Genomic DNA, 11908 nt, shown 5'->3' on the forward strand with positions numbered 1-11908 from the left:
AATCCAAACATAGTGCGCCATAAATTTGACTGTGCACGGTTTTTTGACTTAACTAGTGGCTGGTTGCAGATTTCAGGCGTCTACAGGCATAACATGTCTGCAAGCGTCTAGCTTGCCCCTCATTTCGGGCATTGAGTTGACTAGGGAAGTTGCTATTGCATGTGGCGTGAAACCAAAATTCTGCTGATTGATGACGATAGCGTCCGCCGCCGCGATTTGGCGGTGATTTTAAATTTTCTTGGCGAAGAAAATTTACCCTGCGGTAGCCATGACTGGCAGCAGGCTGTCGGCTCTTTGTCATCAAGTCGTGAAGTGATCTGTGTCCTCATCGGGACGGTCAATGCTCCTGGCGCACTTCCGGGCTTGTTAAAGACACTCTCTACCTGGGATGAGTTCCTTCCGGTTTTGTTAATGGGCGATAATTCTTCCGTTGACCTGCCTGAAGACCAGCGTCGTCGAGTGCTTTCGACCCTCGAAATGCCGCCCAGCTACAGCAAACTGCTCGATTCGCTGCACCGTGCCCAGGTCTATCGCGAGATGTATGACCAGGCCCGCGAGCGCGGTCGTCACCGTGAACCCAATCTTTTCCGCAGTCTTGTCGGCACCAGCCGGGCGATTCAACACGTCCGCCAGATGATGCAGCAAGTCGCCGACACCGACGCCAGCGTGCTGATCCTCGGTGAGTCCGGCACCGGCAAGGAAGTGGTCGCGCGTAACCTGCACTATCACTCCAAGCGTCGTGACGCGCCGTTCGTGCCGGTAAATTGCGGGGCGATCCCGGCCGAGTTGCTGGAAAGCGAACTGTTCGGTCACGAGAAGGGTGCCTTCACCGGGGCAATCACCAGCCGTGCCGGGCGTTTTGAACTGGCCAACGGCGGCACGCTGTTCCTCGATGAAATCGGCGACATGCCGCTGCCGATGCAGGTCAAGTTGCTGCGCGTGTTGCAGGAACGCACCTTCGAACGCGTGGGCAGCAACAAGACTCAGAGCGTCGATGTACGCATCATCGCGGCGACGCACAAGAATCTTGAAAGCATGATCGAGATCGGCACCTTCCGCGAAGACTTGTACTACCGCCTTAACGTGTTCCCGATCGAGATGGCGCCGCTGCGCGAGCGCGTCGAAGACATTCCGTTGCTGATGAACGAACTTATCTCGCGCATGGAGCACGAGAAGCGTGGTTCGATCCGTTTCAATTCCGCGGCGATCATGTCGCTGTGCCGTCACGGCTGGCCGGGCAACGTCCGCGAACTCGCCAACCTGGTGGAGCGCATGGCGATCATGCATCCCTACGGGGTGATCGGCGTGGTCGAGCTGCCGAAGAAATTCCGTTATGTCGATGACGAAGACGAGCAATTGGTCGACAGCCTGCGCAATGATCTTGAAGAACGGGTGGCCATCAATGGTCATACCCCGGATTTCACTGCTGGCGCCATGCTGCCGCCGGAAGGCCTGGACTTGAAGGACTACCTCGGTGGTCTGGAGCAAGGGCTGATTCAGCAGGCGCTGGATGATGCCAATGGCATCGTGGCGCGCGCGGCAGAACGGCTGCGTATTCGTCGCACCACCCTGGTGGAGAAGATGCGCAAGTACGGCATGAGTCGTCGCGATGGTGATGAACAGGCGGATGATTGACGCCTGTTTTTCAAGTCCTTCATTTATAGGCGGTTTTTTTAGGTTTTTCACAGATTACCGGGAAAGACGCTCTTAATCTTCATGAAAAAGAACTCGCTATTCCGGTAACGGTAGGCATGACGATTCCTGCAAAACGGCGATCAAGGGCTGGCGATCCGGATGCAATCACCCGCCAGCCCACCACTGGCGTCGATGCTCGAAGTTGGAACGCTTCCTGCTCGGCCCCTTTGGATAGTAAGGAACAACATTTCATTGACGGTTGTGTGCCGGGGCATTTTTACGTGCTGTTGTTCAATGTGCTGCACCACGCCGAAGTCGATTTCGATACAGCGCTGGTCCCCTACAAACAGGCGTTGCAAGGTTATATCCAGGGCTTCATGAAGGCGCTTCGCCCTTAATCCGACTGGCTGCTTACCAGTGGTTTCAATTGGGGGGTAATACCGCGCAACCCGTAGCGAGTTGCAACGTGCTGGCTGAAAAAATCGCCTACATCGAGACGGCGCTGGCAGGTACCGGCTGCCAGGTTGAGCACATCGCGCGGGAGCTGGACCCGCAGCCCCTGCAAATCGAGCTGGTCGATGGGGCCGACGCCCTCGCTAAAGCGGATACCTGCGATCGCCTCGGCCGTGAAGGCGGCCTCAGCGAGCTCTACCTTCGCCCCCCTATTCAAATTGGTGTGAACATGACAAATACCCCCTCAGCCCAAGGTGCTTACCTGGCTTCTGAAACCCAGCCCATCAACGCACACAGCAGCGCAGACCCGTTCGTCGAGGAGTGCGAAGTGCTGGTCGTGCAGCAGCCAACTCTCGAAGACGGCGAGCCGCCAGTCGGTGTGGTCATCCATGCGTATCACCCCGATGTGCTGCGAGACATTTTGATCCGTTTGATTAACCTGCATGAACGCCTGCACCTCTACGTAACCTGCGTGGCCGGCCATGACGATACGGTACGTGCCCAACTGGCGGTCTGCGGGCTGAGTTATTCGCTGTACCGGGTGCCCAACCACGGGCGGGATGTTTTGCCATTCCTGCAAGTGCTGCCGTTTTTACGTGCCGATAACATTCACACACTGGTCAAGCTGCATACCCAGCGCTCGGTGCGCCCGGGCGCGGCGAACTCCTTGACCCATGACCTTTTCGATGACCTGCTAAGCCCCGTACGCTTCCGCCAATCGGTAGAACACCTTGCCGACCCGGCGCGCCATCCACTGCTTGGCACCGAGAAGTACTGGCTGCCGGTCAGCAAAAACCTTGATGAAAGCACCCGCACACACCTGGTCACCCTGTCCGAGCGTGCCGGCTTTGACCCACGAGGCATCGACGATACGCATTTTTTTGCCGGCACTATGTTCTTTGTGCGCACCGAAGCGTTGGCTCCCCTGGAACGAATGCACCTGACGGGCAAAGATTTCGAAACTGAACGCGGCCAGCTTGAAGGCACCCTGGCACACGCCTTGGAACGCTTTTTCGGCATGCTAGCGAATGCCGGCCAACAGCAGCGCAATATTGACCTGTATCGGCGCTGGCTGGACACCCGGCAACTGGCTGCCGCCGAGTTCGAAGGTTTGCCGGCGCGACTTGCGAGCTGGCCGCAGCAACCGGACGTGTTGTTAGTGTTGACCGATACCACCGGTGACATTGCGTTGTTGCGTTCCAGCCTGGAAAGCATCGACCGCCAGCTTTATGGGGCAGCGGCCATCGTGGTGCTGTCCAATGCCGAACCGGTAGGGGTTACGCCAGCCGACAATCTGGTCTGGCTACCGCTGGCTGAATCCTGGCCGAGCCAGCTCAATGAGCTGCTGCAAGGCATCGAGGTCGACTGGTGCTACCTGCTGCGGGGTGGCGACCAACTCGATCCCCACGCGCTGCTGTTGCTCGCCGAAGGCATCGCCCTGAACCCCGGCATCAGCGCTTGCTACAGCGATGAAGACTCGCTGACCGCAACCGGCTGCCAGGACCCGGTATTCAAGCCGGATCTGAACCTGGATCTGTTGCGCAGTTATCCGTATGTCGGCCGAGCCTTGGCCTTCAGTCGCGAGGTCGCGCTGGCTGTCCATGGCTTCGATCCCGCCTTCACCGAACTGGCACCCCATGACCTGCTCTATCGGCTGATTGAAACTCATGGGCTGGGCACTGTCGGGCACCTCGCTGATGTGCTGGTGCACCAGGCAATCGACTTCGGCCAGTGGCTCGGCGAACCCCAAGTCATCGCGCACTCCGCGGCGATAGTCGAGGCGCACTTGCAGCGCCTGGGCGTGGCTCATGAACTGCGCGCAGGACCTTTGCCGGTGGCCAACCGCGTGGTTTACCAACACGCCGGGCAGCCGTTGGTGTCCATCCTTATTCCCACCAAGGACTGCCTGCCGATGCTGCTCCGCTGCATCGAAAGCATCATGGAGAAAACCCGCTATACGAATTACGAACTGATCATCATCGACAACAACAGTGAAACCGCCGAAGCCCGGGATTGGTTCGGGGGTATGGAAAGCTTGAACGACGCCAAGGTGCGTATCCTGCGTTACCCTCACCCTTTCAACTATTCGGCGATCAACAATTTTGCCGTCAGCCAGGCCCGTGGCGATTACCTGGTGCTGCTCAACAATGACACCGCGGTCATTGATGGGGACTGGCTTGGAGCACTGCTCCATCACGCCCAGCGGCCGGAAGTAGGGATAGTCGGCGCCAAATTGTTGTTTCCCGACGGGACTATTCAGCATGGAGGCGTGGTACTCGGCTTGCACGGCGTCGCAGACCACCCATTCTTCGGCGACCCAATGCAGTCCAACGGCTACCTTCACCGTTTGAAGGTTGACCAGAACTACAGCGCGGTGACCGCCGCCTGCCTGATGATCCCCACCGAACTGTACCGTCAGGTGGGCGGATTGGACGAGGCCGGCCTGGAGGTTTCCTTTAACGACGTAGATCTGTGCCTGAAAGTCGGCCAGGCCGGACGACTGATTGTCTGGACGCCTTATGCGGTGCTTATGCACGAATCCAACGTGAGCCAGCACACGGTCGACACGACCAAGCTGGAAGCCAAGCGCGAACGCTTCAAGCGCGAACAATCGGTGATGTACAAGCGTTGGCTGCCGCTGCTCGCCAACGACCCGGCCTACAACCGCAACCTGACCCTGGAACGCAGCGGTTTCGCCTCCGAATGCCGCAGCGAGACCAGCTGGCAACCGCTCGCCAGTCGTGCGTTGCCTTACGCGCTGTGCTACCCCGGCGACTCTTCCGGCTGCGGACATTATCGGGTGCGCCAGCCCTTCGCCGCCATGAAAGCCGCGCAGCTGTTCGAGGGCGCGGTGAGCGACTGGGCGCTTCTACCGGTAGAATTGGAGCGCCTGGCGCCGGACACAATCATTTTCCAGCGGCAATACACGACGCCTCAGCTGGAATTCATGCAGAACACCAAGGCATTCTCCAAGGCCTTCAAGGTTTACGAGCTGGATGACTACATTCTCGACATGCCCCCCGGCTCAAGCCGCGAACTGCCCCCCAAAGACATCGCCAAGCGTTTGAAGAAAGCCGTGGGTCTGTGCGACCGGCTGGTGGTGTCGACACAGCCGTTGGCCAATGCACTGAAAGGTTTTAACGCCGACATTCGCGTGGTAGAGAACCGCCTGCCAAGCCAGTGGTGGAGCGGCCTGAACAGCCATCGCCAACAAGGCCGCAAGCCTCGGGTCGGCTGGGCAGGCGGCTCGGGCCACGGCGCAGACTTGCAAGTCATTGCCGAAGTGGTTCGTGCACTGGCAGGGGAAGTGGAATGGGTGTTTATGGGCATGTGCCCACCGGCACTGCGTCCCTATGTCCACGAGTTCCATAGGGGCGTGAATATCGAGAAATACCCGGCACGCCTGGCCGGCTTAAACCTGGACCTGGCTTTGGCACCTCTGAAAGACAATATTTTCAACGCCTGCAAAAGCAATTTACGGCTATTGGAATACGGCGCCTGTGGCTTCCCGGTGATCTGCTCGGACATCCTCTGTTATCGCGGTGACTTCCCGGTGACCAGGGTCAGGAACAAGCCGAAAGACTGGATTGCCGCTATTCGCGAACATCTCGCTGAACCCGACGCCAACGCCGGGGCGGGAGATGCCCTGCGCAGCGTGGTACTCGATAACTGGATGCTCAGGGACGAACACCTGTTGGCGTGGCGAAACGCCTGGCTGGCGGATTGAATAAGAGGTCAGCGTTCCGTGAAGAACCTTTTTTTAGGCACGGGTATTGCTACATCCCTCGCAACGTTCCGTTTAACTGACGGTCAGCCACGCGAGAGAGCACGATGCCCCACGCCGCCCAGATGTCTCCTGTCCCTGACGCTTCGGGGCACCCGTCGTCCGTAGAGCAGGCAAGCCGGCTTGGCCATGAGATGGCGTTTTCGCTGTTCAATCAGATGTCGAGCCAGTTGACCGACTCCTACAGCATGCTCGAAGCCCGGGTCACCGAACTCAAGGGTGAGCTGGCGGTGGTCAGCGCTCAACGCATGCAGGAACTGGCGGAAAAAGAACGCTTGGCCAACCGGCTGCAAAACTTGCTTGATCTATTGCCTGGCGGCGTCATCGTCATCGATGCCCAGGGCATTGTGCGCGAGGCCAATCCTGCCGCCTGCGAACTGCTTGGCCTGCCCCTCGAGGGTGAGCTGTGGCGCCATGTCATTGCCCGTTGCTTTGCGCCGCGTGAAGACGATGGTCATGAAATCTCGCTCAAGGACGGTCGGCGCCTGTCGATCGCCACTCGCTCGCTGGATGCCGAGCCCGGCCAGTTGGTGCTGCTCAACGACCTGACCGAAACCCGTCATCTGCAAGATCAACTGGCTCGCCACGAACGCCTGTCGTCACTCGGTCGCATGGTTGCGTCGCTGGCTCATCAAATCCGCACGCCCTTGTCCGCTGCGTTGCTCTATGCCAGTCATTTGACCGAGCAAGCGTTGCCGGTCGCCACGCAGCAGCGTTTCGCCGGCCGCCTGAAAGAGCGTCTGCATGAGCTGGAACATCAAGTGCGTGACATGCTGGTGTTCGCTCGCGGCGAACTGCCGCTGACCGATCGCGTCACGCCGAAGATGCTCATGCAGTCCTTGCAATCGGCCGCATTGACCCACGTGCAGGACCTGCCGATTCGCTGGCAATGCGACAGCCACGCGGGAGAATTGCTGTGCAATCGCGACACCCTGGTCGGCGCGATCCTGAACCTGATCGAGAACGCCATCCAGGCCAGTGCCGGCGACGTCCGTTTGAAAGTTCATCTCTACAGCCGTGACAACACCCTGCGGGTGTCGGTCAGCGACAGCGGCAGCGGTATCGATGCGAAAGTGCTGGCGCGTCTCGGCGAGCCGTTCTTTACCACCAAAACCACCGGAACCGGCCTCGGTCTGACCGTGGTCAAGGCCGTGGCGCGTGCTCATCAGGGAGAATTGCAGCTGCGCTCGCGGCTGGGGCGCGGCACTTGCGCGCAGGTGATTCTGCCGCTTTTTTCTGATGAGAAGCGTAGCGCTCAGGGAGCGGAGTGAAGGACATGGCAATCAAGGTTTTACTGGTCGAGGATGACCGCGCGTTGCGCGAGGCACTGGCGGATACGCTGTTGCTCGCGGGGCACGACTACAAGGCTGTCGGTTCGGCGGAAGAGGCGCTAGAGGCTGTCGGAGCCGAGACGTTCAATCTGGTGCTCAGCGACGTCAACATGCCGGGCATGGACGGTCATCAACTGCTCGGCTTGCTGCGGGCTCGTCAGCCGCAATTGCCCGTCTTGCTGATGACGGCTCATGGCGCCGTGGAGCGCGCGGTCGATGCAATGCGTCAGGGCGCGGTGGATTATCTGGTCAAGCCGTTCGAGCCCAAGGCGCTGCTGGATCTGGTGGCGCGTCATGCGCTGGGCAGTCTCGGCGCTCCCGATAGCGAAGGGCCTGTTGCGTATGAGCCGGCCAGTGCGCAATTGCTCGAATTGGCTGCGCGGGTAGCGCGCAGCGATTCCACGGTATTGATCTCCGGCGAGTCCGGGACCGGTAAAGAGGTGCTGGCGCGCTACATCCATCAGCACTCGCATCGCGCCAGTCAGCCATTCATTGCCATCAACTGCGCGGCGATTCCCGACAACATGCTCGAAGCGACGTTGTTCGGTCACGAAAAGGGCTCGTTCACCGGCGCCATCGCGGCACAGGCTGGCAAGTTCGAGCAAGCCGACGGCGGCACCATCCTGCTCGATGAAATTTCCGAAATGCCTCTCGGTCTTCAGGCCAAGTTGCTGCGCGTGCTGCAGGAGCGCGAAGTCGAGCGGGTGGGGGCACGCAAACCCATCACGCTGGACATCCGCGTGGTCGCGACCACCAACCGTGACCTGGCGGGTGAAGTGGCGGCGGGCCGTTTTCGTGAAGACCTCTACTATCGCCTGTCGGTATTTCCACTGGCCTGGCGTCCATTGCGCGAGCGTACCGCCGATATCCTGCCGCTGGCCGAGCGCCTGCTGGCCAAACACGTCAATAAAATGAAGCATGCCGCGGCGAGACTGTCGCCCGAGGCGCAGGCGTGCCTGATCGGTTACCCATGGCCGGGCAACGTGCGAGAGCTGGACAACGCGATTCAGCGTGCCTTGATTCTGCAGCAGGGCGGTTTGATCCAGCCTCAGGATTTTTGCCTCGCCGGACCGGTTGCCTGTGCGCCGTTGCCGACATTGGCGTCGGTGCCGGTGCGGTCGATGGAGGTCGAGGCCGAATCGGCGGGGGCGCTGGGGGACGATCTGCGTCGTCGCGAATTCCAGATGATCATCGACACGCTGCGCTCCGAGCGTGGACGCCGCAAAGAAGCGGCCGAGCGTCTGGGAATCAGTCCGCGGACGCTGCGCTACAAGCTGGCGCAAATGCGCGATGCCGGAATGGATGTGGAAGCTTATTTGTTCGCCACCTGATGTTATTTTGTAGGAGCGAGCTTGCTCGCGATGGTCGTGAACGATATCGCGGGGCGGCAGGATAAACGCGGCGGCCTTGAGTCCATCGCGAGCAAGCTCGCTCCTACAGTTTGCGAAACCAAAGGATTTGCTTTTGTTCAGAGCGGCCACGGAGCTGGCACCCTTGTTGCTAACACCTCACTACCCGCCGAGTGAGTGTCAAAAAATTGCGGGTCGCCAATGAGAGTAGACCATGAGCCAAGGTATTGAATTTAATCGATTGATGCTGGATATGCGCTCCATGCAAATGGAGGCCATGTCTGCGCCTAAATCGACTGCCGCCGTCCCTGAACTGAGTGGCAGCAGTTTTTCCGACATGCTCGGTCAGGCCGTCAATAAAGTGAACGACACCCAGCAGGCTGCCGGTCAATTGGCCAATGCCTTCGAGATCGGCAAAAGCGGCGTGGACCTGACCGACGTGATGATTTCTTCGCAGAAGGCCAGCGTGTCTTTCCAGGCGTTGACCCAAGTGCGTAACAAGCTGGTTCAGGCTTACCAAGACATCATGCAGATGCCGGTTTAAGGACGAGATTGAGTCATGGCAGAAGCAGTCGCCGATAATGTTCCGGCCAAGGCCACTCCGATAGACGGCAAACCGCCGCTGTTCGGCTTGTCCTTCCTGGAAAACCTCTCCGAGATGACCATGTTGCGTCAGGTGGGCCTGTTGGTCGGCCTGGCTGCGAGCGTGGCGATTGGCTTCGCCGTGGTGTTGTGGTCCCAGCAGCCGGACTACCGGCCTCTGTACGGCAGCCTTGCCGGTATGGACGCCAAGCAAGTCATGGATACCCTGGCTTCCGCTGACATTCCCTACACCGTTGAACCGAACTCCGGTGCCTTGCTGGTCAAGGCCGATGACCTGTCCCGTGCGCGACTCAAGCTCGCGGGCGCTGGTGTCACTCCCAGCGACGGCAACATCGGTTTCGAGATCCTCGACAAGGACCAGGGCCTCGGCACCAGCCAGTTCATGGAAGCGACCCGTTATCGTCGCGGTCTCGAAGGCGAACTGGCCCGGACCATTTCCAGCCTGAACAACGTCAAGGGTGCCCGCGTGCACCTGGCGATTCCGAAGAGTTCGGTATTCGTGCGCGACGAGCGCAAGCCAAGCGCTTCGATTCTGGTTGAGCTGTATTCCGGCCGCTCACTGGAGCCGGGTCAGGTGCTGGCGATCATCAACCTGGTCGCGACCAGCGTGCCTGAACTCAGCAAGTCCCAGATCACCGTCGTCGACCAGAAGGGCAATCTGCTTTCGGATCAGGCGGAGAACTCCGAACTGACCATGGCGGGCAAGCAATTCGATTACAGCCGTCGCATGGAAAGCATGCTCACCCAGCGCGTGCACAACATCCTGCAACCGGTGCTGGGCAACGATCGCTATAAAGCCGAAGTCTCCGCCGACGTGGACTTCAGTGCCGTCGAGTCGACCTCCGAGCAGTTCAATCCGGACCAGCCGGCGCTGCGCAGCGAGCAGTCGGTCAACGAACAACGTACCGCCAGCAATGGCCCGCAAGGTGTTCCGGGTGCGCTGAGCAACCAGCCACCGTCGCCTGCTTCGGCGCCGCAAACCACCGGCGGCGCCACCGCGCAGGCTGGCATGGTGCAGCCAGGCCAGCCACTGCTGGATGCCAACGGTCAGCAAATCATGGACCCGGCCACCGGCCAGCCGATGCTGGCGCCGTACCCGGCGGACAAGCGTCAACAATCCACCAAGAACTTCGAACTCGACCGTTCCATCAGTCACACCAAGCAACAGCAGGGGCGGTTGAATCGCCTGTCGGTGTCGGTGGTGGTGGACGATCAGGTCAAGATCAACGCAGCCAACGGCGAAACCACCCGTGCACCGTGGAGCGCCGATGAACTCGCACGCTTCACTCGCCTGGTACAGGACGCCGTCGGCTTCGACGCCAGCCGTGGCGACAGCGTCAGCGTGATCAACATGCCGTTCTCCGCCGAGCGCGGTGAAGTGATCGCCGATATTCCGTTCTACTCCCAACCATGGTTCTGGGACATCGTCAAACAAGTGCTGGGTGTGTTGTTCATCCTGATACTGGTGTTCGGTGTGCTGCGTCCGGTGCTCAACAACATCACCAATGGCGGCAAAGGCAAGCAACTGGGTCTCGGCAGCGACGTCGAACTCGGTGGCATGGGCGGCCTGGATGGTGAACTGGCCAACGACCGCGTCAGCCTCGGTGGCCCGACCAGCATCCTGCTGCCGAGCCCGAGCGAAGGCTATGACGCACAGTTGAACGCAATCAAGAGTCTGGTGGCAGAAGACCCGGGTCGTGTGGCCCAGGTCGTGAAAGAGTGGATTAACGCAGATGAGTGATAACCGAGCCGTTGCCGCCAAACTGTCCCGGGTCGACAAAGCCGCGATTCTGCTGCTGTCCCTGGGGTCTACCGATGCCGCGCAAGTGCTGCGCCACATGGGGCCCAAAGAGGTCCAGCGTGTGGGTGTGGCCATGGCGCAGATGGGTAATGTGCACCGCGAGCAGGTCGAGCAGGTGATGAGCGAGTTCGTCGACATCGTCGGCGACCAGACCAGCCTGGGCGTCGGCTCCGACGACTACGTGCGCAAAATGCTCACCCAGGCCCTGGGCGAAGACAAGGCCAACGGCCTGATCGACCGGATCCTGCTGGGCGGCAACACCAGTGGCCTCGACAGCCTGAAGTGGATGGAGCCGCGCGCCGTCGCCGACGTGATCCGTTACGAGCACCCGCAGATCCAGGCGATCGTCGTGGCGTATCTCGACCCGGACCAGGCCGGCGAAGTGCTGGGCAACTTCGACCACAAGGTGCGTCTGGACATCATTCTGCGGGTCTCCTCGCTGAACACCGTGCAGCCAGCGGCCCTGAAAGAACTCAACCAGATTCTCGAGAAGCAGTTCTCCGGCAACTCGAATGCCTCGCGCACCACCCTGGGTGGCATCAAGCGTGCGGCCGACATCATGAACTTCCTCGACAGCTCGATCGAAGGCCAGTTGATGGACTCGATCCGCGAAGTCGACGAAGACCTGTCCGGTCAGATCGAAGACCTCATGTTCGTGTTCAACAACCTGTCGGATGTCGACGACCGCGGCATTCAGGCGTTGCTGCGCGAAGTGTCCTCCGATGTGCTGGTGCTGGCGCTCAAGGGCTCGGACGAAGGCGTCAAGGAAAAGATCTTCAAGAACATGTCCAAACGGGCGGCCGAACTGTTGCGCGACGACCTCGAGGCCAAGGGCCCGGTGCGTGTCAGCGACGTGGAAACTGCGCAGAAAGAAATCCTCACCATTGCTCGCCGTATGGCCGAAGCCGGAGAAATCGTTCTCGGCGGGAAGGGCGGCGAAGAGATGATCTAA

At 60.0% G+C, this 11908-nt stretch carries 8 protein-coding genes; all 8 read left to right on the forward strand.

The annotated features are described in order from the left end of the window. Positions 1-159: 159 nt before the first annotated feature. The 8 genes from ACA066_RS07860 to fliG all read left to right on the forward strand — a co-directional run bounded on the left by ACA066_RS07860 (position 160) and on the right by fliG (position 11908). Positions 160-1635 carry a sigma-54 dependent transcriptional regulator gene (locus tag ACA066_RS07860; protein WP_497698766.1) on the forward strand — a complete coding sequence of 492 codons (1476 nt, stop codon included), beginning with the start codon at positions 160-162 and terminating at the stop codon, positions 1633-1635. A 116-nt stretch (positions 1636-1751) separates the two neighbouring features. Beyond that, positions 1752-2033, forward strand: coding sequence for a hypothetical protein (locus ACA066_RS07865; RefSeq protein ID WP_497698767.1), 282 nt, complete (start codon positions 1752-1754; stop codon positions 2031-2033). 284 nt (positions 2034-2317) lie between these two features. Continuing rightward, positions 2318-5815 carry a glycosyltransferase gene (locus ACA066_RS07870; RefSeq protein ID WP_497699826.1) on the forward strand — a complete coding sequence of 1166 codons (3498 nt, stop codon included), beginning with the start codon at positions 2318-2320 and terminating at the stop codon, positions 5813-5815. 122 nt (positions 5816-5937) lie between these two features. Next, a complete protein-coding gene (locus ACA066_RS07875; RefSeq protein ID WP_497699827.1) occupies positions 5938-7143 on the forward strand; it encodes a sensor histidine kinase in 1206 nt (401 codons plus the stop codon). 5 nt (positions 7144-7148) lie between these two features. Then, complete coding sequence (locus ACA066_RS07880; RefSeq protein WP_497698768.1) at positions 7149-8534, forward strand: sigma-54-dependent transcriptional regulator; 1386 nt, start codon at positions 7149-7151, stop codon at positions 8532-8534. A gap of 232 nt (positions 8535-8766) precedes the next feature. Then, the gene (gene fliE, locus ACA066_RS07885) at positions 8767-9096 is read left to right on the forward strand and encodes a flagellar hook-basal body complex protein FliE (protein ID WP_497698769.1); all 330 of its coding nucleotides are present in this window, start codon (positions 8767-8769) and stop codon (positions 9094-9096) included. 15 nt (positions 9097-9111) lie between these two features. Beyond that, positions 9112-10896: a flagellar basal-body MS-ring/collar protein FliF gene (gene fliF / locus ACA066_RS07890; RefSeq protein WP_497698770.1), complete on the forward strand. Its 1785-nt coding sequence runs from the start codon at positions 9112-9114 to the stop codon at positions 10894-10896. Then, positions 10889-11908, forward strand: a complete 1020-nt coding sequence (gene fliG, locus ACA066_RS07895; protein ID WP_008006649.1) for a flagellar motor switch protein FliG — start codon at positions 10889-10891, stop codon at positions 11906-11908. Before fliF ends, fliG begins: the two co-directional genes overlap by 8 nt.

Source organism: Pseudomonas sp. LBUM1651, from assembly GCF_059716135.1.

What these genes read in the sequence shown, in the direction of transcription:
- ACA066_RS07860 (WP_497698766.1), top strand. Translation starts at nt 160, where the DNA reads ATGTGGCGTGAAACCAAAATTCTGCTGATTGATGACGATAGCGTCCGC.
- ACA066_RS07865 (WP_497698767.1), top strand. Translation starts at nt 1,752, where the DNA reads ATGACGATTCCTGCAAAACGGCGATCAAGGGCTGGCGATCCGGATGCA.
- ACA066_RS07870 (WP_497699826.1), top strand. Translation starts at nt 2,318, where the DNA reads ATGACAAATACCCCCTCAGCCCAAGGTGCTTACCTGGCTTCTGAAACC.
- ACA066_RS07875 (WP_497699827.1), top strand. Translation starts at nt 5,938, where the DNA reads ATGTCTCCTGTCCCTGACGCTTCGGGGCACCCGTCGTCCGTAGAGCAG.
- ACA066_RS07880 (WP_497698768.1), top strand. Translation starts at nt 7,149, where the DNA reads ATGGCAATCAAGGTTTTACTGGTCGAGGATGACCGCGCGTTGCGCGAG.
- fliE (WP_497698769.1), top strand. Translation starts at nt 8,767, where the DNA reads ATGAGCCAAGGTATTGAATTTAATCGATTGATGCTGGATATGCGCTCC.
- fliF (WP_497698770.1), top strand. Translation starts at nt 9,112, where the DNA reads ATGGCAGAAGCAGTCGCCGATAATGTTCCGGCCAAGGCCACTCCGATA.
- fliG (WP_008006649.1), top strand. Translation starts at nt 10,889, where the DNA reads ATGAGTGATAACCGAGCCGTTGCCGCCAAACTGTCCCGGGTCGACAAA.